The following is a 24,239-nucleotide window of genomic DNA, read 5'->3' on the forward strand; positions in this document are numbered from 1 at the left end:
CCCGGCATTCCGCGCCGAAATCCTCGCACGTTAACGATTCATGATTGTACCCTGTCGTAATGTCCGCGAGACATTTACAGGTCGGACGGCCCTTGATATACAAGCGCCGCGCTACCAAAAGGGGGGGGGTTGGCCTGAGAGGCCCGTCGCCCAGGGGCTGGCGGCGGCTTTGGGCAAGGCAACAATCCGGATTCTGGCATGAAGATACTCAGCGGCAACAGTAACAGGCCGTTGGCCGAAGCTATTGGCCAATATCTCGACACACCGCTGACGCGGGCGGCAATTCGCCGTTTCTCCGACATGGAAGTCTTTGTCGAGATACTGGAAAACGTCCGTGGCGAGGACGTCTTCGTCGTCCAGTCCACCAGTTTTCCCGCGAATGACAACCTGATGGAACTGCTGGTGACGATAGATGCGTTGCGGCGCGGATCGGCGCAGCGCATTACGGCGGTAATTCCCTATTTCGGCTATGCAAGGCAGGATCGGAAAACAGGCCCGCGGACACCGATCTCGGCAAAGCTCGTCGCCAACCTGATCACCACCGCCGGCGTCGACCGGGTCCTGACGATGGATCTGCATGCGGGCCAAATTCAGGGATTTTTCGATATCCCGACCGACAATCTGATCGCGGCGCCGGTGTTCCTGAAGGATATGGAGGCCGCGCGGGCGCAGAATGGCGACGAACTGGTCATCGTCTCGCCCGATGTCGGCGGTGTCGTCCGGGCCCGCGCCATCGCAAGCCGCCTCGGCGCCGACCTGGCGATAATCGACAAGCGGCGGGAAAAGGCCGGCGACTCCGAGGTGATGAATATCATTGGGGAGATTTCCGGCCGCCGCTGTATTCTGGTCGATGACATCGTCGATTCGGCCGGGACGCTGTGCAACGCGGCGGATGCTTTGATGCAGAAGGGCGCACTGGCGGTTGAGGCGTATACCACACACGGGGTGTTGTCCGGCGGCGCGGTTGCCCGGGTGACGGCATCGCCGCTGCAAAGCCTGGTGACGACAGACAGTATCGAGGCGACGGAAGAGATGATGGCGGCGCCCAATATGCGCCAGTTGACGATCGCACCGTTGCTTGCCGAAGCCATTCTGCGAATTGCCGAGAACCGTTCAGTTTCAAGCCTTTTCGTGTGATTCATGTTGACGTTTTGCGCTACAGCGCGTAGAGCGCCCTTCGCGTGACGCCGCCCCCCCTGGAGGAGGCGTCCTGGTTCGTTCAATCGGAGAATTCAAATGGCTGAAATATTTACCCTCGGGGCCGTGCCTCGGGATCGGGCCGGTAAGGGGGCCGCCCGTGCCGTACGTCGTGCCGGCAAGGTGCCGTCCGTTGTCTATGGCGCCAAGAAAGACCCCAGAATGATTGCGATCGATCCTCTTGAATTGCGCATGAGCATGGAGCGCGGATCGTTCTTTTCCACGGTTTTCGATATCAAGATCGACGGCGGCGACACCGAACGGGTACTGCCGCGCGATATTCAACTGCACCCGGTAACGGATGTGCCGCAACATGTCGATTTCCTGCGCGTTTCCGCGGCGACCAAGGTAACGGTCGAAGTCCCCTGTAACTTCCTGAATGAAGAGGAATGCCCGGGGCTCCGCCGTGGCGGCGTGCTCAACGTCGTCCGCTACGATATTGAAGTGCAATGCGCGGTCGATGCGATTCCGGCGTCTTTCGACATCGACCTCACCGGGCTCGATATCGGCGACAGCATTCATTTCAGCCATGTTACGGTCCCGGAAGGCGTCGAGCCGACTATTACCGACCGTGACTTTACCATCGCCACCATCGCGGCGCCAAATGTCGAGACCGAGGAAGACGCCGAGGACGAAGGCGACGAGGACGACGACGCAGAAGAGAAAGCCGACGCCGAAGAGGACTAGGCTCATGTTGCTGCTCGTGGGTCTGGGAAATCCCGGCCCGAAATACGAGAGGAACAGGCACAATATAGGCTTCATGGCGGTGGATGAAATTGTCCGCCGCCATTCATTTCAGCCCTATCGCGCCCGGTTCCAGTCATTGGTCGCCGAAGGATCGCTCGACGGCGAAAGGGTGCTGGTCGTCAAGCCGACCACGTTCATGAATGAGTCCGGCCGTGCCGTCGGAGAGGCCTTGCGGTTCTTCAAGCTGGCGCCGGACGACGTCATGGTCATCCATGACGATCTGGACCTCGCGACGGGCAAGATCCGGATCAAGAAGGGCGGCGGCCATGCAGGCCATAACGGGCTGCGCAGCATCGATGCGCATATCGGCAAGGAGTATTACCGCATGCGCGTGGGTATCGGACACCCGGGCGACAAGGACCGGGTGCATGGTTATGTCCTGGGCGATTTCGCAAAGACGGAATCGGTTCTGGTCGACAAGGTCCTCGACGGTATTGCCGAATCTGCGCCCTGGCTGGGCAAGCGTACCTTCGATGCCTTCATGAGCCAGGTCGCCATGAAACTGAATCCGCCACGACCCAAGTCTGAAAGACCGGCGGAAGGCGCGGCTACGCCGGATTCCGGTCGGGAGTCCTGAGAAAAATGGGGTTCAACTGCGGTATTGTCGGCCTGCCCAATGTGGGGAAATCGACACTGTTCAATGCGCTGACCGAAACGGCGCAGGCCGACGCGGCGAATTACCCGTTCTGTACGATCGAACCGAACACCGGGCGCGTTTCCGTGCCCGATGAACGGCTGCGCCGGATTGCGAAAATCAGCAAATCCGCACAGGTAATCCCGGCCTGGCTGGAATTCGTCGATATTGCCGGCCTCGTGCGCGGCGCGTCGAAGGGCGAAGGGCTGGGCAACAAGTTTCTGGGGCATATCCGCGAGGTCGCGGCCATCGTGCATGTGCTGCGCTGTTTCGACGACGGCGGGGTCACGCATGTCGAGGACAGTGTGGACCCGATCCGCGACGCGGAAATCGTTGAAACCGAACTGATGCTGGCCGACCTGGAAAGCCTGGAAAAGCGTGTCGGGCCGATGGAGAAGCGGGCCAGATCGGGCGACAAGGAAGCGAAATCGCTGTTGCCGCTGATGCAGCGGACGCTGGCGGCGCTGCAGGACGGACAGCCCGCCCGGACGGTTCCGGTCAGCGATGACGAAGCGCCGGCGTTCCGGGCGCTGCAGTTGATCACCGCGAAGCCGGTTCTGTATGTCTGCAATGTCGACGAGGAAAGCGCCGCCGAAGGCAACGCCCTGTCGGCCCGTGTCGCGGACATGGCGGCGGCGACGGGGCAGAGCTGCGTGCTGGTGTCCGCTGCGATCGAAGCCGAAGTGGCGCAACTCGGTTCCGCCGAGGAAAAGGCCGAATACCTGGAATCGCTCGGGCTGAGCGAAACCGGACTGGCTCGGGTGATCCGCGCCGGCTACGGGCTGCTCGACCTGATCACCTATTTCACGTCCGGACCGAAGGAAAGCCGGGCCTGGACCATCGCCAGGGGAACCCGCGCGCCGCAGGCCGCCGGGGTCATCCATACCGACTTCGAGAAAGGCTTCATCCGGGCGGAGACAATATCCTATGACGACTTCGTGATGCTGAACGGCGAACAGGGCGCCAGGGAGGCCGGAAAAATGCGGCTCGAAGGCAAGGAGTATATCGTACAGGATGGCGACATCATGCTATTCAGGTTCAACGTATAAGGCGCAAAACAGCAGATCCAGTCAGGCGCTCGGACGCGACGCACCGACGCGTTCTTCGCCACGAAACCGGCCTGAGTTCAGGCCCCTTACGGAGCAGGCGGATGCCGATAAGAATCAGCGCAAAACAACTTGTCGCGGAAGCAAACGCGGAAATCGAAACCGTGCCGGTCGAAGCGGCGAAAAAGCTGCTCGGCGACGAAAATACCGTGTTCATCGACATTCGCGATGTGCGCGAACTGGCCCGTGAGGGCCGCATCCCCGGCGCCATGCATATGCCGCGCGGGATGCTGGAATTCTGGGTCGATCCGGAAAGCCCCTATTACCGGGATGTGTTCGGGTCGGGGAAGAAGTTCATCTTCTTCTGCGCCGGCGCGCTGCGGTCCGCCCTGGCGACCCAGCAGGTGCAGCGCATGGGGCTGGAACCCGTCGCCCATCTGGAAGGCGGCTTCGGGGCCTGGCGTGACGCCGGCGGCCCGATCGAGGCGCCGGAACCGAAACCGGAAAAAAACAAGTAGGGTTCAAAGAACCCGCCCGGCCACGGCGTCCAGTTTCGCGACAAGCGCCGGGTCGCGGGCCTCCGGCGCCGTAATGAGCGCGGTGTCCAGGCAGGTCTGGCAGCCGGCATGGCAAGACTCCCGCCGGTCCGACAGCTTCGGCGCAACGGCGCGCACCAGATCCCGGCCCTTGTCCGCGTTGTCGATCAGTACCCTGATGATGGCCTCGACGCTGACATCGTCATGGGTATCGTGCCAGCAGTCGTAATCGGTGACCATGGCGACGGTCGCGTAACACATCTCCGCCTCGCGGGCGAGCTTGGCTTCGGGCATGTTGGTCATGCCGATCACGTCGCAGCCCCAGGACCGGTAGAGATTCGATTCGGCGCGGGTTGAAAACTGCGGCCCTTCCATCACGATATAGGTGCCGCCGCGGGTCGCCGCGATGCCGGCTTCGCGCGCGGCGGCTTCCAGCGCGTCGCCAAGCCGCGAACAGACCGGGTCGGCCATCGAAACATGCGCCACGCAGCCTTCGCCGAAAAACGACTTGGTCCGGGCGAAACTGCGGTCGATAAACTGGTCGACGATGACAAAGGCGCCGGGCGCCAGGTCCTCGCGCAGGGATCCGACCGCCGAGAGCGACAGGATTTCGGTGACGCCGGCGCGCTTCAGGGCATCGATGTTGGCGCGGTAGTTGAGCGATGTGGGCGAATGCGGATGGCCGCGTCCGTGCCGGGGCAGGAACACCATCTGCTGGCCGTCCAGCGTGCCGAAGACCAGTTCGTCCGACGGCGCGCCGAACGGCGTCCTGATCGTCTCGCGGCGGACATCCTCAAGACCCGGAATGTCATACAGCCCGCTTCCGCCGATAACGCCAATAACGGGAGGGCAGCCGGCTTCGCTCATAAGTCGCTCCTGATATGCCTCAGCCCAGATCGACGATGACCGGGGCGTGGTCCGAAGGCTGCTCCCACCCGCGGGCCTCGCGGGCGACCTGGGCGCCGGTGACCGATGTCTTCAGCGGCGGCGTCACCCAGATATGGTCCAGCCGCCGGCCCCTGTCCGCCGCGCTCCAGTCGCGCGCCCGGTAACTCCACCAGCTGAACAGCGTTTCTTCCGGCGGAATGATGCAGCGAACCGCATCGACCCAGTCCACCGCGCCCTGCACCAGGCCCAGTTTCGCCACCTCGACCGGGGTGTGGGACACGACCTTCAGCAACTGCCTGTGCGACCAGACATCGGTTTCCAGCGGCGCGATGTTCAGGTCGCCGACCAGCAGCATCCTGTCCGTTGTTGCCCGATTTGCCGGAAACCAGCCGGTCATCTCGTCCAGGAAAGCCAGCTTGTGCCGGAACTTGTCGTTTTCGACAGGGTCCGGAATGTCACCGCCGGCGGGAACGTAGAAATTATGCAACTCGATATCGCCGGGCAGGACGGCGGAGATATGCCGCGCGTCGCTTTTCCCGCACAGGTTCACGCGCTGCACGTTTTCCAGCGGCAGGCGGGACAGGATCGCGACGCCGTTGTAGCCCTTCATGCCGGCGAAGGCGACGTGATCGTATCCCATTTCGCGGATTCTCTTTTCCGGGAACAGGTCGTCATGCACCTTGGTTTCCTGCAGGCACAGGACATCCGGCCGGAATTCGGCCGTGAATTTCGCCACGCGCTCGATACGCAGGCGCACCGAGTTGATGTTCCAGGTCGCGATCCGCATGACGGCAAATTCCTTTGGTGTCAGGCGATCTTTACGGTGAGGTCGTCGAGCCCGTCGACATGGCCGACCAGCACGTCGCCGCGTTCGATCGCCGCCACGCCGTCGGGCGTTCCGGTGAAGATCAGGTCGCCGGATTTCAGCTCGATCAGCCCGGACAGGAAGGCGATGGTTTCCGGGACGTTCCAGATCATGTCGGCCAGGTCGCCCTTCTGCCGCAGCTCGCCGTTCACGGTCAGGCTGATCGTGCCTTTTTCCAGCAGGCCGACCTCGCTGACCGGATGCAGGCGGGTCGTCGGCGCGGACTGGTCGAAGCCCTTGGACAGGTCCCAGGGCCGCCCCATGTCCTTGGCGACTCCCTGCATGTCCCGGCGGGTCAGGTCCAGCCCGACGCCGTAACCGTAGATGCAGTCGTTGGCTTTTCCGACCGGAATATCCCTGCCGCCGCTTTTCAGCGCGACAACCATCTCGATTTCCGGGTGCAGGTTTCGGGTCGCGACCGGATACGGGACGTCGCCGCCGTTCGGCACCAGCGCATCCGCCGGCTTGGCGAAGAAAAACGGCGGTTCGCGGTCCGGGTCGTGCCCCATTTCGCGGGCATGGGCGGCATAGTTGCGGCCGACGCAGTAAATCCGCCGCACCGGGAACAGCGCATCGCTGCCCGCAACCGGAAGGGTCGGGTTATCCCAGGTCTGAATGGCAAAATTGCTCATGTACTTCTCCTCAGCTGGTTCCGCGCGCCGGAATTCGGTGCGATTCGTCCCGGACCGGCGATTTCAATACACCATCGGGCCGGTTCGTAAAACGGCTGAATGGGATGTTTCGGGCCGTGGGCGCGGATTATGCGGCGCGAAAGCCCGGCTGTGCCATGTTTCGGGCGCGGCAGCGGGCGCGGCACGCATCGCCATAGGCCCGGAACATGGCCTGCGACAGCGGCCATTGCAGCGGCCCCGGCGCTTCGGGATGCCATTGCACGCCCAGCATGAAATTCTTTGCCGTGGGCATGCTGACGGCTTCGATCACGCCGTCGTCGCTGATGCCCTCAACCTTCAGTCCGGCGGCGGGCCGGTCGATCGCCTGCGCATGCAGGGAATTGACCATGACCTCGCTGGCGCCATCGGCAAGCTGCTGCAGATAGCCGCCTTTAGTCAGATGGACCGGATGGCGCGGCGCGTGACGTTCGCCGGAGGGCAGCGTCCGGTCCATGCGGTGTTCGTTCTTGCCGGGCAATTCGTGGACGAGGGGGTGCAGGGTACCGCCCAGCGCAACATTGATTTCCTGGATGCCGAGGCAGACCCCGAACAACGGCAGTCCGGCATCAATGGCCTTGCGGACCAGCGGCAGGACGGTTGCATCCCGGCGCGGGTCGTGCAGGGTGCCCTTGCGGCTCGGCGGGCCGCCGTAATGGTGCGGTTCCACATTCGGCGCACCGCCGGTCAGGAACAACCCGTCCAGCCGGTCGACCAGCGCGTCGAAGTCATAGCGGTCGCCGAATGCGGGCAACAAGACGGCCATGCATTCCGCTGCGCTGAATATAGCTTCGATATAATTCCCGCCGGTGCGGTGCATGCCACGCTCGTCTTCGATGGCGTAGTTGGTGGGAATACCCACAATCGGCAGTGATTCGTTACGACTCATGGGTTTAAGGATATCTTCCGGCGCGGATATCGGCAAGACCTCCGGGCCGCTGGCAGGCTAAAATAATTGTGCAGTGCGGCATGCGCGGCGGCCTCACGGTGCCGCGACCCGCGCTTTTTTGGCGATCATTGGCATTTATTGGCTTTTGTATGCATTTATTGGCATCCGTGGCATTCAGCCGCTTCCTTCGTTACCGTCGCCGGCCCGGGCCTCGCCCGAACCAGTCTCTCCGGCGGGGCCGAATCCTCTCACGAGATGATTGAGGAAGGGTGTGGCGGGAAAGCCGCCCCCGCAAAAAAAGTCTCCCGTTATACATCGATTAACATCCGTTAACATCGGTCCCGTCACTCGCAGGCTGAATTGTCCTGTTCTGGAATACAATTGTTTTCGCAATCATTGCCGGCCATGCGGCTGACGCCGGAACGAACCGCGATCCGGCCTGCCAGTAAAATTGGAACCCGTAACCTATCACAAAAAGAACAAAAACGCAACATTCTCAATCAGCGTATTATATCCGGCGCTGCCCGGGACGAACTGTAGGTCGCCGGGACCCGCCGGTCTCGTCTGGCCGAAGCGGATGTCCGCGTGTAAAACGGTGGCCTGAAACCAGGCCGGAGACATGACAATGCCCGAATTCCTGACCGGTGCGGCGGCGTGGCAGCGGATTGCCGTTGTGTTGCTTGCGGCGGTCGCGGCGCATCTGCTCGTGAGGCTGATCCGCACCGTTACGGTCCGGGCGATGACCAGCAGCCTGGCGGACCGGATCAACAAGACCCGCACCGTCATCAGCCTGATTTCCAGCGGGCTCGTGGTTACGTTGTATTTTTCGGCAATCGGCTTCGCACTGTCGGAATTCGGCGTGCCGGTGACGACCTGTTTTGCGAGCGCGTCCATCATCGGGCTGGCGGTCGCCTTCGGATCGCAGGGGCTGGTTCAGGATATGGCCACTGAATACCGGGGCCATTAGCGGGAAATGGGAACGGAACCGAACATCATCTGGCTTGGTTTTGCGGGCAGCCTGAGTGCGGGGCTCGCAACGGGCGTCGGTGCGCTCGGCGTTTTCTTCATTCGAAAATTATCCGACCGGCTTGAGGACGCGATGTTGAGCGTGGCCGCCGGGATCATGCTGGCGGCGTCCTTCTTTTCCCTGCTGCTGCCCGCGATCGAACATGGCGAGGCGCAATTTCACAGCAGGGTACTGGCCGTCACGGTTGTCATTGCGGGACTGCTGTTGGGGGCGACTGTCCTGTTCCTGATGCATCGCTTCATGCCGCACGAGCATTTCATTGCGGGCCGCGAAGGGCCGGACCGCGCGACACTGAAACGGATTTGGCTTTTCGTCATCGCCATAACGATTCACAATTTCCCGGAAGGCATGGCCGTCGGCGTCGGGTTTGCGGGCGGCGATGTCGCGAACGGCATGACGCTTGCGACAGGCATCGGTATCCAGAACATACCCGAAGGACTCGCCGTGGCGGTGTCCCTGCTGACCGTGGGGTATACCCGGATGCGGTCCTTTCTGGTCGCGTTCGCAACCGGGCTGGTGGAGCCGGTCGGCGGGTTGTTCGGCAGCGTCGCGGTCTGGGCCGCGGCGCCGCTGATGCCGCTGACGCTGGGTTTTGCCGCCGGCGCCATGCTGTTCATCATCAGCGACGAGATCATCCCCGAAACCCACCGCAAGGGCTTTGCCAGCCTGGCAACCTTTTCGCTGATGGGCGGTTTCGCGGTGATGATGTTCCTGGACGCGACCCTCGGGTGATCACGAACCGGACTGGTATCGATGTCCTGTTTACCGCCTTGGTGTAGCCGGATAGCATGAACGGCTTCGAACTGGCGCACAGGCGGCGCCTGTCCCGATCCGTTTCGATTTTCAATCGCGAATGAAGGCACTGGAGAGCACATGTCTGGCACGTACGTGACGCACCTGGAATGTTCGATAACCGGCAAACGGTATGAGGCGGGCAAGGTGCACGGCCTGTCGGAGGCCGGCCGGCCGCTCCTGGTGCGCTACGATCTGGAACGGCTGGCGGCAGCGGTCAGCAAGGCCGACATCGCCGCATCCGATGCGCCGGGATTCTGGCGCTATGCGCCCTTCCTGCCGGTCGAAAAACCGGAAAACCGTATTTCCCTCGGAGAGGTGGTGACGCCGCTGATCCCGCTGGACCGTTCCGCCGCCGCACTGGGCGCCAGACCGGGCAAGGCCGTCGTGAAAGACGAAGGCCGCCTGCCCACCGGGTCGTTCAAGGCGCGCGGGTTATGCCTCGCTGTTTCGATGGCGCGGGAATTCGGCCTGGATCATCTGGCGATTCCGACCAACGGCAATGCCGGCGCGGCCATGGCGGCCTATGCGCGGCGCGCGGGTATCCGGGCGACGGTGCTATGCCCGGCGGATACACCGGATATCAACATCCGTGAAATCCAGCTCCAGGGCGCGGCGGTCTGGAAGGTAAACGGGCTGATCAACGACTGCGGCAAGATCGTCGGCGACGGCAAGGGCCCGGTCGGCTGGTTCGATATTTCCACCCTGAAAGAGCCCTACCGGATCGAGGGGAAAAAGACCATGGGGCTGGAACTGGCCGAGCAGATGGGCTGGACGCTGCCCGACGTCATTTTCTATCCGACCGGCGGCGGCACCGGGCTGATCGGCATGTGGAAGGCGTTTGCCGAACTGAAGGAAATGGGCTGGATTACGGGCAGGATGCCGCGCATGGTCGCGGTGCAGGCGGAAGGCTGCGCCCCCATCGTCAAGGCATGGGAAGCCGGTGACGAACACGCGCCGCTATGGGAAAACGCGCATACGGTCGCGGCCGGAATCCGCGTGCCGATAGCCGTCGGCGATTTCCTGATCATCCGCGCGGTGCGGGAATCGAACGGATTCGCGATGGCCGTATCCGACGATGCAATTATCGAGGCCCGGGACATGATCGCGCGGGAAGACGGCCTGCTGCTGTGTCCGGAAGGGGCCGCAACGGCCGTCGCCTATCAGAAGGCGCTGGCGGACGGGCTGGTATCGCCGGACGAAACGGCCGTTCTGTACAACTGCGCGACGGGCCTGAAATATCCGATGCCGCCGGTGTCGGCGGCGCTCAACAAGGACGACGCAATCGATTATTCGGTTTTCGGCTAGATGTCCGGTCCCGGTGCGGCCCGATTAAAAATCGTAATCGAGAACCGGTTCGACGATGGCGGCGGCGGCCGTTTCCGGATCGCTGACGACACAGGAAACCGTGTTTGCCGGTTTATGGAAAAATGCCTGCACATCGGGTGTCATCGCCAACGCCATCCGAGGGGTCCGTCACTGTCCGCGTTCCGAATTCGGCAGGCGAACGTCGCGCCAGTTCATATACAGTAATTCATATATGAATAGCACCGATATGATCGTCCGTGGCGTCATTGTGGGCCCGGCGCCATAACGCTAATCTCTCATGATGACATTCATTTCCATGATCCGGCTCATTGCCGTGCTTGCGCTGCTGTTCGTCTGCCCCGTTCACGCGCAGGAGGCAACCGGGCCGGAACCGGTCGCGACCGAGGAAATGGAGCGGTTGCTCGATACCCTCAAGGATGACAGCAGGCGCGAGGCCTTCGTAAGGGATGTCGAGGCGCTGGTCGCCGCGCAAAGGGCGCGCCAGGCCGAGGCCGAGAAATCCATGGGCACGCGGCTTCTGGAAACGATTTCGGCGAAGATGGACACCGCCGGAACCGAACTCGCCGGGCTGGCCAGGGAAATCGGCGATATTCCGGCGCTGCTGTCCGCTGCGGCAACGTATTTTTCCGAGCCGGCGGAACGGGACAAATGGCTGTGGCTTGTGGCGCAACTCGCGCTGATTCTTGCCGCCGGCCTGGCGGCGGAATGGCTGGTGAAACGGATGCTGCGCCGGGTCCACCTGTCGATAGAATCCCATGATGGCGGCGACTTCTGGCTGCGCGCGTGTCTCGCCCTGCTGCGAACGGTGCTTGACCTGGTCAGCGTCGCCGCGTTCGTCGCGGCAGCCTATGCGGTGATGACACTGCTGGCGCCCGCGCAGGGCGGCAAGATCCTTGCGCTGGCCCTGATCAACGCGAATGTCCTGGCGCGCGTCATCCTGACGGTCGCGAAGATGTTCCTGGCCCCGCAAATCTCATCGATGCGGTTGCTGCCGATGAGCGACGAGACGGCGAATTACTGTCTGATCTGGATCCGGCGCCTGGTCTATGTCCTGGCCTACGGCTACTTCCTGACCGAGGTCTTGCCCGTTCTCGGCGCGTCCCCGGCAACCTACGCGACGATGGCGAAACTGCTCGGGCTGACAGTGGCGCTGATGCTGATCGTCCTGGTGCTGCAGGTCCGGATCGACATTGCCGACCGGATTCGTGGCGATGCAGGCTACGTCATAGGCCAGTTCCGCCGCCGCGCCGCCGAAATTTGGCACCTGGTCGCGATTCTCTACATCGTCGCCATTTTCGGCGTCTGGGCGCTGGAGGTGCGAGGCGGGTTTGACTACGTCATCCGCTCCACGGGATTCACGCTTGTCGTGATCGTTCTGTCGCACGGGTTCGTGGTGCTGCTACGCAAAGGGTTGCGTCAGGTCTTTTCCCTGTCCGCGGAACAGAAAGCCCGATTCCCGGGGCTGGAAGCCCGGGCCAGCCGCTACCTGCCCTTACTGAACGGCGGCATAAAGTTCATTCTGTACGGCGCCGCCGTGCTGGCGATTCTCAATGTATGGGGTCTGGATGCGGTGGGCTGGGCTGCGACGCCGACGGGCAGCGCAATTGCCAGGGGGGTGGTCAATGTCGGGGTCATTGTTGCGATTGCGCTGCTGGCCTGGGAACTGATCAGCGCGGGGATCGAACGCTACCTCGCGGCGCGGGACGACGACGGAAAGGAAATCACGCGAGGACAACGCGCATTGACGCTGCTGCCGCTGCTGCGCAATGTCGTGATGATTGCGCTGGCGGTGCTGGTCACGCTGACGGTGCTGTCGGAAATCGGAGTCAATATCGGGCCGCTGATTGCCGGGGCGGGAATCCTGGGGCTGGCAATCGGTTTCGGCGCGCAGACCTTCGTCAAGGATGTGATTACGGGCTTCTTCATCCTGATCGAGGATTCCGTCGGCGTCGGTGATATCGTCGTTCTGGGCGGATACAAGGGCAAGGTGGAAGCGATCTCGATTCGCTCGATCCAGCTCCGCGACCTGCAGGGCGACGTTCACCGGATTCCATTCAGCGAGGTCACCTCGACGACCAATCGCAGCAAGATATTTTCCTTTGCCTTCTTCGATATCGGTATTGCGTATCGTGAAGACGTCGATCACTGCATGAACGTTATTCGCGAGGTCGGCGTAGAGATGCGTCAGGATGCGAATTTCGCGTCAATGATTACCGAGGATATCGAGATCATGGGCGTACAGAGTTTCGACGATTCCGCCGTGGTGATCCGCGCCCGGATCAAGGTGCAGCCGGGCAAGCAAGTCGGTGTGCAGCGTGCGTTCAACCGGCTGATCAAGAACCGGTTCGACATCGAAGGCATCGAGATTCCCTTCCCGCACCGGACGATCTATTTTGGCGTCGACAGCAAGGGGCATGCGCCGCCGGCGCATATTCATGTCGAGGATTCCGGTCAGCGCCGCGACGCGCGGCCGAAGGCGACGCTGGTCAAGGCGCCTGAAGGCGAGAGCGCGGATTTCGATGAGCAACCGGGCGCCATCGAAAGCGATACGAACAGGGACCCGTCCTGACCCCCGATGTTGCCTGTCTTATGCCTTTGCTGGAGATTTGGAGCGGCGCGCCCCCGGCAACCGCATTCCCGAATTCGTGTTTGCGTCGAACCATAAACACGAACAAGTGAGTTTATGGGTGCGGCCAGACGGTATAATATATTGTTCCGCGACAGTTTTTCAAACTGTACGCATAAACAAGTATCAACCAGCGTGTGGGATATTATCGCCAAGCATTCATGTCCCGCGGGGAATCTGACAATGGCGCAGCGCGTAATCGCACTGGAATTACTGGCCAGCAAGGAATCGACCGGGAATGGATTCTTCGACGTTGCGGCGCGTGCGTTAACAATCGGTCTGGGGTGTCGCTGGGCGGGATTCGGACGCCTGCTGGCCGATGGCCATACTGTTGAAGTTATCGCCTTCTGGGACGCAAAAGGACCGTCCGCCACCTTTTCGTATCCTGTCGACAACAGCCCCTGTGGCGAAATTTACAATTCGACGCCCGACTACCCCTACCGCTTGTATGCCGATTGTCTGACCGAACGTTTTTCCGGTCCGCCGCTTCTTGCGCAGATCGGCGCCGTTTCGTATCGCGGTGAGGCGATCTTCGATTCCGCAGGCCGGAATGTTGCGCACGCCTTCGCGATTGGCGATCGCCCCTTCGAAAACGACCTGTCGGCGGAAGAGTTTTTCAGACTGGTCGGCCAGCGGGCAGGCGCTGAATTCCATCGCCAAAGCGCGGAACAGGCGCTGCTGCGCTCGCGGGAGGAAGCAGTTGTGGCGAGCCGGACGAAATCGGAATTCCTTGCCAATATGAGCCACGAGTTTCGTACGCCGCTTAATGCCGTGCTGGGATTTTCAGACCTTATGAAGACCGAAGCGTTCGGTCCGCTCGGCGATCCCCGTTACATGGAATATGTCGATGCGATCCAATCCAGCGGACAGCATCTTCTGGATGTCATTTCGAATATCCTGGACCTTTCCAAGGGCGAATCCGGATTCATGGCGCTGCACGAGGATCCGGTAAATGTCACCGAGGTGCTCGACATGTGTCTTTCGCTCGTCGCGGAGCGGGCGCGGTCCGGAAAAATTACCCTTCTGGCGGAGTATGGCCGCGACCTTCCGCCGCTGGTCGTCGATGGCGTGAAACTGAAACAGATCATCATCAATCTTCTGTCCAATGCGGTTAAGTTTACCCCCGCGGGCGGAACGGTAACGGTGCGCGCCAATGTCGGGGAAGACGGCAGGATGGTCTTCCAGGTAGCCGATACCGGCATCGGTATCGCCGCCAAGCAAATAGCCGTGGCGTTCGAACCTTTCCGCCAGGTCGATGCATCGACCCGGACAGACGCCGAAGGCACCGGACTGGGCCTGCCCCTGGTGCGACTGCTGACGCGGTTGCATGACGGCAGTTTCGACTTTGAAAGTGTGCCGGGCGAAGGAACCGTCGCGACCGTCGGGTTTCCCGCGATTCGGACCCTTGAGCACCCCGCCGGGGAAAGAAACGATCAGACCCTTGTCGCCGCTTCCCGATAACCGGGTTCGAGGCAGCGCTCCAGCGCATCCGGGGGCACCCCCGGGCCGCCGTATTTCCGCCGCAAGGCAAGGACGCTGCGGGTGCCTTCCATGTTGATGGGCAGGCCCGCCTTCAAAATCGAATGCGCTGAATGCAATTCGTCCGCCGCCCGCCGCGCGGCCTGCGCGGACAGGTTCATGTGCGGCAGGTGTCGGACCAGCATTTCCGGCAGGTCGGCGGCGTTCTCCGGCGCCAGGACCCAGTCCACCCCCCGCAGCGTCGCGCGAATGAAACCGGTCACCGCTTCGCGATGCGCCGCCGCCCAGCGACGATCCGCGGTGAAGACGCCGCCCTGGTAATTGTCCCAGGGGTCCGGGTCCCCGCGCAGCCAGGTATAGCCGGCCGCCACGGCCGCCGCCGCATGCGCCTTGCCCAGCAGCCCGGCGGCGCAATCGCCGTTCCGCACCGCGTCCCAGCGCGCCGTGACGTTGCCGACCGGGATCAACTCATAATCCTGCATGCGCAGACCGTAATCTTCCAATAGCTGCCGCAGCATGAAGGAAAAGCCGGTGCTGACGGCGTCGACGGCGATACGCGCGCCTTTCAGCGCCGCGAATGTCCCGCATTCCGGCCGGGCGATCAATGGGCGCGGGTCGGTGGCGCAGCCCAAGAAGACTATCAGGTCGGCCGGGTTTTCCGGCGTGGCGGCGCCCTGCCCCGCATTATAGGCAATGACGTTGTCGATGGCCGTCATCGCGATGTCGAACCCGCCGTCGATCAGCCCGACCATCTGCGCGACCGATCCCGCCGCGTTCTCGCAATGGACGGAAAGCCCTTCGGCGGCATAGAAGCCCCGTTCCTGCGCCGCCTGTATCGGCAGGGTTTCGGCGCCGGTAAAGGCGCAAACGGATATCTCGACGGGCATGCTGCTGTCCTCCGGTTGCCGGACGGGGCGTGTCTTGCGCGCGTCCGGCGTCCGGTCAAAAGGATAACGGTCAGTGCTTGTGGTGCATCTCCGCCGGTTTCCGGCTGCCGATGGGAGCCGCCATGAAATCAAGCGTCACTTCGCCGGCGGTTTCGAACACCAGCGTGACCGGAACGGCGGAATCCTTTTCTATCCCCTGTTTCAACTGCAGGAACATCAGGTGATTCCCGCCGGGTTCCAGTGTCACGGTTTCGCCGGCTGGAATGGCGATGCCATCCTCCAGCTGGCGCATTTTCATGACGCCGTTATCCATGGTCATCGCGTGAATCTGCGCCTTTTCGGAAATCGGCGTGCGGAAGCCAATCAGCCTGTCGGCACTGCCGCCCTTGTTCTCGATGGTAACGAAGCCGGCGCCGGTCGGTGCCCTGGACGGTGTGGCGCGCGTCCAGGCGCCGGTAATGACGAGATCGCCGAGGCGGGCTTCCATATCCGCATGGACGAGGGTTGGCGCGAGCAGCATGACGGTCGCGGCCAGGAACGTGAATGTCTTCATTTTCAATACCTGTCATTTCAATTTTCGACAGCCGGCTATCCGGCGTTTCAATGGAATTTCAGGAAAGAGGAGGCCCCCGGAGGAAAGGCCGAAAGCCAAACTGAAATGCGGCACGGAAAAAGTCGGCTCCACTGCCGGATCCGGCGGTTTCCGTCGGCGGGTTCGGCGCGGGAACCGTGGTTGCGGCGGACGCCAGTATCGGGCCGCCCATGCCGCAGAGTCCGGGACAGGGGCAGGGGTGGCGATCCTGCGGCGGGGTGGTCGGCGCCTCGTCGGCGGCGGCCACGCGGCAGATGAACGGGGCGTCATCGTCCGGCTGCGCGGCCCAGGCGAGAACCGGCGCCAGCAGAACGGTCGCCATGGCAATGGCCACCGACAGCGAAAGCGGCCGCGCCGCCGCGCGGAGCACGGCGAAAAGCGTCATGGATACCTGCTGGTCCTGTCTTTGCGTGCGCACCGTAATTCCCGAAAACCTGAATTTCCCCAATCGACCAGTTTGCGCGCCGCGATGCAAGCGGCGAACTCACGGAAAAATCATGTGGAACGGGTTGCGATCCCGGCCCATCTGTAGCGTATAGTGGCGGGCAGACAGGGGCGCGCCCCCGATTTCTTTTTGAACGGAACCTTCGAGATGAGCGATACCGCCATACTGACCAGCGAACAGACCGCAGTTGAGGGTGAACTGCATTACATAATCGGCGACGGGCCGTCGATCCGCTATATCGACTGGCCGGAAGAGGCGCACAAGGAACAACTGCCGCAATACGAACCCCATAAAGTGCGGATCGAAAACGGCCGCAAGGCGGCGGAACCCTTCGAGTTGCAGAAGCACGGCTTCGTTTTCCGCCAGCACCGGACCGCGGTGAAGAATTTCTTCGACGAACAGGATGTCCTGAACACCTATTACCCGGAAATCGAAAACCTGATCCGCAAGGAAAGCGGCGCGTCGCGCGTGGTGGTCTTCGATCACACGGTGCGGACGACCGATTCGTCCCATCATGCGGAACGCTGGATCCGCAGCACGGTAAAATCTGTCCATAACGACTACACCGAACGCTCCGCGCCGCAGCGCGTGCGTGATATATTGCCGCCCGCCGAAGCCGATGCGGCATTGCAGCGGCGTTTTGCCATCATCCAGGTCTGGCGGGGCATCCAGCCGGTGGTCGAATCGGAGCCGCTGGCGATGTGCGACGGCCGCTCCATCCCGGCCAGCGGATTCATCCGGAACGAACGGCGCTACCGCGACCGTACCGGCGAAACCTATCATATCGCCCATAACCCGGCGCATAAATGGTATTACTTCCCGCTGATGAAGATCGACGAGGCGCTGGTATTCAAGGTGTACGACAGCGACGCGTCCGCCGGCGTGCAGTTTACGGCGCATACGTCCTTCACCGACCCGACATCGCCGCCGGACGCGGCGCCGCGCGAAAGCATCGAAATGCGCGCCTTCGCGTTTTACTGAAATACGGTCATTGCGGCGAACCGGACACGGGCCGGATCAGTCGCGAAAATTCACGTATTGCAGGGGCTGTTCGATTTTCAGCTCCTTCACCAGCGCGATGGCCTGCTGCAGGTCATCGCGTTTCTTGCCGGAAACGCGCAACTCGTCGCCCTGGATCGCGACCTGAACCTTCATCTTCGCCTGCTTCACCGCCTTGACCAGCTTCTGGGCGAGTTCGCGTTCGACTCCCTGCTTGATGAGGACAGTCTGGCGCACGGAATTGCCGCTGGCCTTTTCCGGTTCCTTGAATTCGAAGGCGCCGACCTCGACCTTGCGCTTCGCCAGGTATCCGCGCAGCAGTTCCTGTACCTGGCGCAGTTTCATTTCATCGTCGGCCGCGAGTAGCAGGGTCTCGTCCTTGCGCTCGATACTGCACGCGCTGCCCTTGAAATCGTACCGCGTGCCGATTTCCCGCATCGCACCCCCGACGGCGTTGTCGACTTCGGCAAGTTCGGTGCGGGATACAATATCGAAGGATGGCATTTTAAGCTCCGGACAGTGGCGATCGAGGCCCTATTCTAGATCAGATCGTGGTTTGTTGGAATCGCCTGTGGCGATGCAGGAGCTGTTAAAACCGGATGCTCTAAAGTGAGCGTCCCCTACAGATTTAACCGGTCAGTCGATGCCGGGTAACGGTGGCGCCTGATACTCGAACAGCCTTTCGGGAATGGAGACGCCGAAACGCGGGTTGATCAGGGTGGTGTCCGTCAGCCCGCCCTGCGAATCGATCACGCGCCATTTGCGCAGTTCCAGCGGCGATTCGGTGAAGATCAGCATGACCTGCCCGGCATCCGGCTCGCTGGCCTGTTCCAGTTCGACCTGCAGCACGTTTTCGCCCTGCTGCAGGGATGTGACGCGCAGGTCTTCGCCGAAATTGAAGTTCGGTCGGAGGATGAAATAGGCCGGGGTTTTTTCAATCGGCATGTAGTTCGGCTGCCCCAGTTCGCGATCCACGTACATGAACCAGCTGCCGGATGCGACGATCAGGTAGGGCGACGGCGGATCGTATTCGAAACGCAGCTTGCCCGGCCGCTGCAGATACATGGAACCCTCAAGGTAGCTGCCGTCCGGGTTCGCCTGTACGAAGCGCGACTGGATCGTGCGGAGCGAGTTGAGATAGTCCTCGACCCTGTCAATCGTCGCCTGATCTGCGGCGCTCAGGGCCGTCCTTTGCTGGGCCGCTACGGGCATGGCCCCGAACAGAAGCAGGGCTGACACCGCCGCGCCGGCGCATCCCATCGATAACCGGTGGCTAATCCGCCTGACCGCCGTGATCGCGGACCAGAACCTCCCGCCGCCCCACATGATTGGCCACACTGACGACGCCTTCCTTTTCCATCGTATCGATGATGTTGGCGGCACGGTTATAGCCGATCCGGAACTGGCGCTGGATAAAACTGGTCGACGCCTTGCCTTCGCGTGCAACGAATGCAACCGCCTGATCATAAAGATCGTCGCCTGTCGCCCCTGGAGCATCGCCATATTCTTCACCGAATTCATCCGATTCCGAGTCCGTTATCGCTTCTATATAGGTGGGCGCGCCCTGGGATTTAAGGAATCGGACGACAGATTCCACTTCGGCGTCGTGCACGAAGGGGCCGTGGACGCGGGAAATCCGCCCGCCGCCCGCCATATACAGCATATCGCCCTGGCCCAGCAGCTGTTCGGCGCCCTGTTCGCCCAGGATCGTACGGCTGTCGATCTTGGAGGTGACCTGGAAACTGATCCGGGTCGGGAAATTCGCCTTGATCGTGCCGGTGATGACATCGACGGAAGGCCGCTGGGTCGCCATGATCAGGTGAATTCCGGCGGCGCGGGCCATCTGCGCCAGCCGCTGGATGGTGGCTTCGATATCCTTGCCCGCGACCAGCATCAGGTCCGCCATTTCGTCGACGACGACGACGATCATCGGCAGCGAGGACAGATCCAGCGGCTGTTCCTCGATCACCGGCTTGCCGGTTTCCGCGTCGAACCCGGTCTGCACCTTGCGGGTCAGGATTTCGCCCTTGCGGCGGGCTTCCTCCACCCGCTTGTTGTAGCCTTCGACATTGCGCACACCCAGCTTGGACATCGCGCGGTAGCGTGTCTCCATTTCCTGCACGGTCCATTTCAGCGCCACGACCGCCCGCTTCGGCTCGGTGACGACCGGGGCGATCAGATGCGGGATGCCGTCATAGATCGACAGTTCCAGCATCTTGGGATCGATCATGATGAACTTGCATTCTTCGGGCGACAGCCGATACAGCAGCGACAGGATCATCGCATTCAGCCCGACCGATTTACCCGAACCGGTGGTTCCCGCGATCAGCAGATGCGGCATGCGCGCCAGGTCGACGATCACGGGCGCGCCGCCGATATCCTTGCCCGCGACCAGCGGCAGTTTCGCGCGCGATTCCTCGAATGCCTTGGAGGCCAGAAGTTCGCGCAGATAGACGGTCTCGCGCCGCGCGTTCGGCAGTTCGATGCCGATGACGCTCCGACCCGGCACCGTTGCGATGCGGACCGAGATCGCGCTCATCGAGCGAGCGATATCGTCGGCCAGTCCAATTACCCGACTAGTCTTGGTGCCGGGGGCGGGCTCCAGTTCGTACAGGGTGACGACCGGGCCCGGGCGGACCTTCTCGATTACGCCGCGGATGCCGAAATCCTCCAGCACGCCTTCCAGCAGCCGGGCGTTCTGCTGCAGCGATTCCTCGTCGATCTTCAGGTTTGTGCCGCCGGATTCCGCAGGATCGTCCAGCAGGTCGAGCGGCGGCAACTGCATTTCCCCTTCGGGGCTCGCCAGGTCAAGGCTCCGCTGGCGCTGGGCGCTGGCGCGCTTTCCGGGCGCCGGGCGGCTCGGTTTTGGTTCGACAAGGTCGGGCCTGACCATGCGGGGCTCCTTCACCCGCTCGGTGCCATTGCCGTCCAGCAGCATCGGTTCGCGGCGCTCGCCCTTGCCCGTTCGCTGGACCATCGGATGCCGGACACGATGCAGCAATCCGCGCAGCGTTTCGCGCAACCCGCCGACGCGCTGCACCGTATGGCGCACGCCGCCGAGCAGTCCGGCGGTCCGCTGCGCGCCGCTGCGCCATTCCGCGCCGCTGAATCCGATGACGATAAACAGGATAGGCAGCGAAAGAATTGCCGCGGCGGCAAAGAGGAAGCGGATATCCATCGGCACGGAGAGATCGTGAAACAGCATGACAAGCTGCGCTGTCAGCCAGGTGCCGGCATATCCGCCAAGTCCGGCGGTCAGCGGCCAGGCCTCCGGTGCCTGGATGCCGGAAAGGGCGATTGCCGTTGTCAGAAGCCCCAGCGGCAGCAGGCCGACCCGCAGCCATGTACGCGACAGCGAATGATCCTGCCACAACCGCCAGCCCCAGCCTGCGGCGACCGGTACCAGCAGCCCGCCGGCAAGCCCGAGCGATTGCAGGACGATATCGCTGGCATAGGCGCCGGCATGGCCCATCAGGTTGCTGACATCCTGACCGGAAGCCGTATTCAGGGACGGATCGGAGGGCGAGTAGCTGATCAGGGCGGCGAACAGCGTGACCGCCACGGCGACCAGCGTCAGCCCGGCGCCTTCGATCGCCTTGTCACGCATGTACTGTTCCACGCCAACGGGCAGGAATGCGGTTTTCCGATTTGTCGCCATAGTCGTTCACCTTTCGATGCGCCGTCACGGCGCGGATCGTCACATCATCTATTCGCCAAGATATTCGGCAATTCGGCGCAACCCCTCTTCCGCGGTCTCGAGATCGTGCACCAGCGCAACACGAAGATATTGTTTGCAGGCGTTTTCGCCGGTTACGGGATCGGTCTGCGCGTAATAGGCGCCCGGAATCGTCCGGACCGCATGGTCCCGCCACAGATCATACGCCGCCGTTTCGCCGTCGCCCACGTCAAGCCACAGGAAAAATCCGGCAGGCGGCTTGTAGAACCCGGTGCGGTTGCCCAGAATTCGTTCAGCCATGTCGAACAGTTTCGCGTAATGCGCCCGTGTCGGGACGACATGATCTTCGTCACGCCACAGCGCGGCCCCTGCGGCCAGCAGCGGATTGGGGATCTGGGCCCCACCGGTCGCGCGCAGCATGTTGAATCCGTTCATGATATCGGCATCTCCGGCGACAAACCCGCAACGCAGGCCGGCCGCATTGGATCGTTTCGACAACGAATGGAACACCACCATATTATCCAGCGATCCGCCCAGCGCGACACAGGCCTCCAGCGCGCCTGTCGGCGGGTCGCCCCGGTAGATTTCGGAATAGCATTCGTCGAAAGCGACGATGAAATCGTATTCGCGGGCGAGCAGGATCAGCCCGGACAGGTAATCCAGATCGGCAAAGGTACCCTGCGGGTTCGCCGGGCTGCACAGGTAGAACAGCGCGATTCGCCGCAGTGTTTCCGGATTGAGCGCGGTGTAATCGGGCAGGAAATTCGTTTCCGCCGTCGCCGGCAGCATCAGCGTTTCCGCGCCCGCCATGACCGCCGCACCCTTGTAGACATGATACGCGGGGTTGCTCATCGCCACCAGCGGCGGGCCGTTCCGGGGCCATTCCGCCGGGCCAGGGACGGCGTATTGCGCCAGCTGAAAGAGGCCCTCCTTGGTGCCGGGCAACGCAATCAGGTGCCGCAGCGGGTCGATCATGTCCGCCGGCAGGCCGTAACGCCGGGTCAGCCAGTCCGCCGCCGCCCGATTGTATTCATCGGATCCGCGGATGGGCGGGTATTTGCGCCATTCGTCGCGGTTGCCGTGGACTTCCGCGGCCACGAAATCCGGCGCCGGCAATTGCGGCTCGCCAAGCTGCATCATGATCGGCGTCAGGCCCGGGCGGGGTTCGACGCCGTTCAAAAGCACGGCCAGCTTCTGGAACGGGTAGTCGAACAGGCTATCGATTCGGCTGTTCTTCATGGCGATGCAGGCTCTGTTTGGTCCGGTCCGGTGTTGCAAGACGACAGGTTAGCTCGGTTTCTTGGTTCAAAGGCGCAGGAGTGAAACGTAACTCCCTGATTCTATATACGGTCCGGTGGTAACTCAACCCTGCAACGAAGGCCACCAATCCGGCGAATCCTGCATTTGGCGCGCGCCGCCGCAACCGAGAAACCGGGATTGCGCACAAAAAAAGCGGGAGGCCGAAGCCCCCCGCCAGGGTGGTGGAAACCGGAATGCCTACTGGACGACTTCGCCGTGCAGGTTGATATCGGTGCCTTCGACCTCGACTTCGTCCTCGACCCGCAGGCCGCAGATGGCGTCGACGACCTTCAGGATGATCGCGGTGGCGATGGCGGAGTAGACAATCGTCGCCAGGATGCCGACGAACTGCGTCCAGACCTGACCCGCGTTGCCTTCGAGAAGTCCCGCGGTTCCGCCGACGGCTTCGACCGCGAATACGCCTGTCAGCAGCGCGCCGATGATGCCGCCGACGCCATGCACGCCGAACACGTCCAGGGAATCGTCGTAGCCGCACATCCGCTTGAGCACCGTGGCGCCCCAGAAACAGCCGATGCCGGAAGCAATGCCGATGAACAGGGCGCCCATCGGCAGCACGAAACCGGCCGCCGGTGTAATGGCCACCAGGCCGCCGACCGCACCGGACACGATGCCGAGGACGCTGGGCTTGCCGCGGACGACCCATTCGATGAACATCCATGACAGGGCGGCTGCGGCTGTGGATATCTGCGTGACCGCCATGGCCATGCCGGCGCCATTATTGGCGCCCAGCGCCGAACCGGCGTTGAACCCGAACCAGCCGACCCACAGCATCGAGGCGCCGATAACGCTCAGAACGAGATTGTGCGGCGCCATGTTTTCGGCGCCGTATCCGCGCCGCTTGCCGATCATGATGGCGGCAACCAGGCCGGCGATACCGGCGTTGATGTGCACGACCGTGCCGCCCGCGAAATCGAGTACGCCCTCATCGGCAAGGAATCCGCCGCCCCAGACCCAGTGGACGATCGGCGAATAGACGACGACGACCCAGATGCCCGAGAACAGGACCAGGGCCGAAAACTTCATCCGGTCGGCGAACGCGCCGGTGATCAGGGCCGGCGTAATGATGGCGAAGGTCATCTGGAAGGTCATGAAGACCGATTCCGGTATCGTCCCCTCCATCGAGTCCGCGCCCATTCCGTTGAGGAACATCTTGCTTAAACCGCCGACAAACGCGTTCGCCGCGCCGCCGTCGGTAAAGGCGATGGAATAGCCGATGACCATCCACAGGACGGTCGACAGGCAGCAGATCGTGAAACTCTGCATCACCATGGTCAGCACGTTCTTCTTGCGGACCATACCGCCGTAGAAGAGCGCCAGGCCCGGGATCGTCATCAACAGCACCAGCGCCGTCGATGTCAGCATCCAGGCCGTATCGCCCGTATCCAGCGTAGCGTCCTGCGCCATGGCTGGACCCGCAAGCATGGCAATACCGGCGGCTAGCAGGTATCCGGACCTCTCTATTATTGTACGCATCAACCCTCTCCTTGCTTTTCCGTCTCGCGGCCGGTCTGTCCGGGCCGCTGTCTGTCGCGGCGTACTGACTGTGAGCCTGCCACGGCGGTTACGTATTTCTGCTTCCCGAAATGCCGGGATATTT

Annotated in this window: 24 protein-coding genes; 11 read left to right on the forward strand and 13 right to left on the reverse strand. The window is 62.3% G+C overall.

Annotated elements, in window-relative coordinates:
* Positions 1–198: 198 nt before the first annotated feature.
* The 5 genes from WD767_06480 (at position 199) to WD767_06500 (ending at position 4,142) form a co-directional block, all read left to right on the forward strand.
* Positions 199–1,137 carry a ribose-phosphate pyrophosphokinase gene (locus WD767_06480; GenBank protein ID MEX2615723.1) on the forward strand — a complete coding sequence of 313 codons (939 nt, stop codon included), beginning with the start codon at positions 199–201 and terminating at the stop codon, positions 1,135–1,137.
* 99 nt (positions 1,138–1,236) lie between these two features.
* Positions 1,237–1,884, forward strand: coding sequence for a 50S ribosomal protein L25/general stress protein Ctc (locus tag WD767_06485; protein MEX2615724.1), 648 nt, complete (start codon positions 1,237–1,239; stop codon positions 1,882–1,884).
* A gap of 4 nt (positions 1,885–1,888) precedes the next feature.
* Positions 1,889–2,521 (forward strand): aminoacyl-tRNA hydrolase, encoded by a 633-nt coding sequence (pth, locus tag WD767_06490; protein ID MEX2615725.1) that lies wholly within the window; start codon positions 1,889–1,891, stop codon positions 2,519–2,521.
* Positions 2,522–2,526: 5 nt separating this feature from the next.
* On the forward strand, positions 2,527–3,627 hold the full coding sequence (ychF, locus tag WD767_06495) for a redox-regulated ATPase YchF (protein ID MEX2615726.1): 1,101 nt from the start codon (positions 2,527–2,529) through the stop codon (positions 3,625–3,627).
* Positions 3,628–3,728: 101 nt separating this feature from the next.
* Positions 3,729–4,142: a rhodanese-like domain-containing protein gene (locus tag WD767_06500; protein MEX2615727.1), complete on the forward strand. Its 414-nt coding sequence runs from the start codon at positions 3,729–3,731 to the stop codon at positions 4,140–4,142.
* A 3-nt stretch (positions 4,143–4,145) separates the two neighbouring features.
* Here WD767_06500 and WD767_06505 read toward each other — a convergent pair whose 3' ends face one another.
* The 4 genes from WD767_06505 to WD767_06520 form a co-directional block, all read right to left on the reverse strand.
* Positions 4,146–5,027, reverse strand: a complete 882-nt coding sequence (locus WD767_06505; GenBank protein ID MEX2615728.1) for an S-methyl-5'-thioadenosine phosphorylase — start codon at positions 5,025–5,027, stop codon at positions 4,146–4,148.
* A 19-nt stretch (positions 5,028–5,046) separates the two neighbouring features.
* A complete protein-coding gene (xth, locus tag WD767_06510) occupies positions 5,047–5,835 on the reverse strand; it encodes an exodeoxyribonuclease III (GenBank protein MEX2615729.1) in 789 nt (262 codons plus the stop codon).
* Between the two features lie 20 nt (positions 5,836–5,855).
* Positions 5,856–6,545, reverse strand: coding sequence for a fumarylacetoacetate hydrolase family protein (locus WD767_06515; protein ID MEX2615730.1), 690 nt, complete (start codon positions 6,543–6,545; stop codon positions 5,856–5,858).
* 127 nt (positions 6,546–6,672) lie between these two features.
* Complete coding sequence (locus WD767_06520; protein MEX2615731.1) at positions 6,673–7,470, reverse strand: gamma-glutamyl-gamma-aminobutyrate hydrolase family protein; 798 nt, start codon at positions 7,468–7,470, stop codon at positions 6,673–6,675.
* Between the two features lie 625 nt (positions 7,471–8,095).
* Between WD767_06520 and WD767_06525 the strand changes: the two genes are divergently transcribed.
* The 3 genes from WD767_06525 (at position 8,096) to WD767_06535 (ending at position 10,597) form a co-directional block, all read left to right on the forward strand.
* Positions 8,096–8,437: a hypothetical protein gene (locus WD767_06525; GenBank protein ID MEX2615732.1), complete on the forward strand. Its 342-nt coding sequence runs from the start codon at positions 8,096–8,098 to the stop codon at positions 8,435–8,437.
* A gap of 6 nt (positions 8,438–8,443) precedes the next feature.
* Positions 8,444–9,229: a ZIP family metal transporter gene (locus WD767_06530; protein MEX2615733.1), complete on the forward strand. Its 786-nt coding sequence runs from the start codon at positions 8,444–8,446 to the stop codon at positions 9,227–9,229.
* 141 nt (positions 9,230–9,370) lie between these two features.
* Positions 9,371–10,597: a threonine synthase gene (locus WD767_06535; protein MEX2615734.1), complete on the forward strand. Its 1,227-nt coding sequence runs from the start codon at positions 9,371–9,373 to the stop codon at positions 10,595–10,597.
* Between the two features lie 24 nt (positions 10,598–10,621).
* Here WD767_06535 and WD767_06540 read toward each other — a convergent pair whose 3' ends face one another.
* Positions 10,622–10,753 (reverse strand): hypothetical protein, encoded by a 132-nt coding sequence (locus WD767_06540; protein ID MEX2615735.1) that lies wholly within the window; start codon positions 10,751–10,753, stop codon positions 10,622–10,624.
* 142 nt (positions 10,754–10,895) lie between these two features.
* Between WD767_06540 and WD767_06545 the strand changes: the two genes are divergently transcribed.
* Both WD767_06545 and WD767_06550 read left to right on the forward strand, forming a co-directional pair.
* Positions 10,896–13,187 carry a mechanosensitive ion channel domain-containing protein gene (locus WD767_06545; protein ID MEX2615736.1) on the forward strand — a complete coding sequence of 764 codons (2,292 nt, stop codon included), beginning with the start codon at positions 10,896–10,898 and terminating at the stop codon, positions 13,185–13,187.
* A 240-nt stretch (positions 13,188–13,427) separates the two neighbouring features.
* On the forward strand, positions 13,428–14,705 hold the full coding sequence (locus tag WD767_06550; protein MEX2615737.1) for a HAMP domain-containing sensor histidine kinase: 1,278 nt from the start codon (positions 13,428–13,430) through the stop codon (positions 14,703–14,705).
* Here the strand turns inward: WD767_06550 and WD767_06555 are convergent.
* From WD767_06555 to WD767_06565, 3 genes are all read right to left on the reverse strand, one after another.
* Positions 14,678–15,610 (reverse strand): ABC transporter substrate-binding protein, encoded by a 933-nt coding sequence (locus tag WD767_06555; protein ID MEX2615738.1) that lies wholly within the window; start codon positions 15,608–15,610, stop codon positions 14,678–14,680. The genes WD767_06550 and WD767_06555 overlap by 28 nt on opposite strands.
* Positions 15,611–15,680: 70 nt before the next feature.
* Positions 15,681–16,163, reverse strand: coding sequence for a copper chaperone PCu(A)C (locus WD767_06560; GenBank protein ID MEX2615739.1), 483 nt, complete (start codon positions 16,161–16,163; stop codon positions 15,681–15,683).
* 58 nt (positions 16,164–16,221) lie between these two features.
* The gene (locus WD767_06565) at positions 16,222–16,620 is read right to left on the reverse strand and encodes a hypothetical protein (protein ID MEX2615740.1); all 399 of its coding nucleotides are present in this window, start codon (positions 16,618–16,620) and stop codon (positions 16,222–16,224) included.
* 174 nt (positions 16,621–16,794) lie between these two features.
* Between WD767_06565 and WD767_06570 the strand changes: the two genes are divergently transcribed.
* The gene (locus tag WD767_06570; protein MEX2615741.1) at positions 16,795–17,628 is read left to right on the forward strand and encodes a CmcJ/NvfI family oxidoreductase; all 834 of its coding nucleotides are present in this window, start codon (positions 16,795–16,797) and stop codon (positions 17,626–17,628) included.
* A 36-nt stretch (positions 17,629–17,664) separates the two neighbouring features.
* Here WD767_06570 and WD767_06575 read toward each other — a convergent pair whose 3' ends face one another.
* The 5 genes from WD767_06575 to WD767_06595 form a co-directional block, all read right to left on the reverse strand.
* On the reverse strand, positions 17,665–18,150 hold the full coding sequence (locus WD767_06575) for a YajQ family cyclic di-GMP-binding protein (GenBank protein ID MEX2615742.1): 486 nt from the start codon (positions 18,148–18,150) through the stop codon (positions 17,665–17,667).
* A gap of 132 nt (positions 18,151–18,282) precedes the next feature.
* Entirely contained in the window at positions 18,283–18,885 is a 603-nt protein-coding gene (locus tag WD767_06580) for an outer membrane lipoprotein carrier protein LolA (protein ID MEX2615743.1), read from the reverse strand.
* Between the two features lie 34 nt (positions 18,886–18,919).
* Positions 18,920–21,304, reverse strand: coding sequence for a DNA translocase FtsK 4TM domain-containing protein (locus WD767_06585; protein MEX2615744.1), 2,385 nt, complete (start codon positions 21,302–21,304; stop codon positions 18,920–18,922).
* Between the two features lie 48 nt (positions 21,305–21,352).
* Positions 21,353–22,561 carry an aminotransferase class I/II-fold pyridoxal phosphate-dependent enzyme gene (locus tag WD767_06590; protein MEX2615745.1) on the reverse strand — a complete coding sequence of 403 codons (1,209 nt, stop codon included), beginning with the start codon at positions 22,559–22,561 and terminating at the stop codon, positions 21,353–21,355.
* A 258-nt stretch (positions 22,562–22,819) separates the two neighbouring features.
* Positions 22,820–24,064, reverse strand: a complete 1,245-nt coding sequence (locus WD767_06595; protein MEX2615746.1) for an ammonium transporter — start codon at positions 24,062–24,064, stop codon at positions 22,820–22,822.
* Between the last annotated feature and the right edge of the window lie 175 nt (positions 24,065–24,239).

It is taken from the genome of Alphaproteobacteria bacterium (assembly GCA_040905865.1).
Taxonomy (GTDB): domain Bacteria; phylum Pseudomonadota; class Alphaproteobacteria; order UBA8366.

Excerpts from the sequence above, each read along its gene's own strand:
- WD767_06540 (MEX2615735.1), bottom strand. The coding sequence starts at position 10,753 with ATGGCGTTGGCGATGACACCCGATGTGCAGGCATTTTTCCATAAACCG.
- WD767_06595 (MEX2615746.1), bottom strand. The coding sequence starts at position 24,064 with ATGCTTGCGGGTCCAGCCATGGCGCAGGACGCTACGCTGGATACGGGC.
- WD767_06555 (MEX2615738.1), bottom strand. The coding sequence starts at position 15,610 with ATGCCCGTCGAGATATCCGTTTGCGCCTTTACCGGCGCCGAAACCCTG.
- WD767_06515 (MEX2615730.1), bottom strand. The coding sequence starts at position 6,545 with ATGAGCAATTTTGCCATTCAGACCTGGGATAACCCGACCCTTCCGGTT.
- WD767_06535 (MEX2615734.1), top strand. The coding sequence starts at position 9,371 with ATGTCTGGCACGTACGTGACGCACCTGGAATGTTCGATAACCGGCAAA.
- WD767_06480 (MEX2615723.1), top strand. The coding sequence starts at position 199 with ATGAAGATACTCAGCGGCAACAGTAACAGGCCGTTGGCCGAAGCTATT.
- xth (MEX2615729.1), bottom strand. The coding sequence starts at position 5,835 with ATGCGGATCGCGACCTGGAACATCAACTCGGTGCGCCTGCGTATCGAG.
- WD767_06575 (MEX2615742.1), bottom strand. The coding sequence starts at position 18,150 with ATGCCATCCTTCGATATTGTATCCCGCACCGAACTTGCCGAAGTCGAC.
- WD767_06570 (MEX2615741.1), top strand. The coding sequence starts at position 16,795 with ATGAGCGATACCGCCATACTGACCAGCGAACAGACCGCAGTTGAGGGT.
- WD767_06485 (MEX2615724.1), top strand. The coding sequence starts at position 1,237 with ATGGCTGAAATATTTACCCTCGGGGCCGTGCCTCGGGATCGGGCCGGT.
- WD767_06530 (MEX2615733.1), top strand. The coding sequence starts at position 8,444 with ATGGGAACGGAACCGAACATCATCTGGCTTGGTTTTGCGGGCAGCCTG.
- WD767_06590 (MEX2615745.1), bottom strand. The coding sequence starts at position 22,561 with ATGAAGAACAGCCGAATCGATAGCCTGTTCGACTACCCGTTCCAGAAG.
- WD767_06505 (MEX2615728.1), bottom strand. The coding sequence starts at position 5,027 with ATGAGCGAAGCCGGCTGCCCTCCCGTTATTGGCGTTATCGGCGGAAGC.
- WD767_06560 (MEX2615739.1), bottom strand. The coding sequence starts at position 16,163 with ATGAAGACATTCACGTTCCTGGCCGCGACCGTCATGCTGCTCGCGCCA.
- WD767_06520 (MEX2615731.1), bottom strand. The coding sequence starts at position 7,470 with ATGAGTCGTAACGAATCACTGCCGATTGTGGGTATTCCCACCAACTAC.
- ychF (MEX2615726.1), top strand. The coding sequence starts at position 2,527 with ATGGGGTTCAACTGCGGTATTGTCGGCCTGCCCAATGTGGGGAAATCG.
- pth (MEX2615725.1), top strand. The coding sequence starts at position 1,889 with ATGTTGCTGCTCGTGGGTCTGGGAAATCCCGGCCCGAAATACGAGAGG.
- WD767_06525 (MEX2615732.1), top strand. The coding sequence starts at position 8,096 with ATGCCCGAATTCCTGACCGGTGCGGCGGCGTGGCAGCGGATTGCCGTT.
- WD767_06550 (MEX2615737.1), top strand. The coding sequence starts at position 13,428 with ATGGCGCAGCGCGTAATCGCACTGGAATTACTGGCCAGCAAGGAATCG.
- WD767_06500 (MEX2615727.1), top strand. The coding sequence starts at position 3,729 with ATGCCGATAAGAATCAGCGCAAAACAACTTGTCGCGGAAGCAAACGCG.
- WD767_06545 (MEX2615736.1), top strand. The coding sequence starts at position 10,896 with ATGATGACATTCATTTCCATGATCCGGCTCATTGCCGTGCTTGCGCTG.
- WD767_06585 (MEX2615744.1), bottom strand. The coding sequence starts at position 21,304 with ATGGCGACAAATCGGAAAACCGCATTCCTGCCCGTTGGCGTGGAACAG.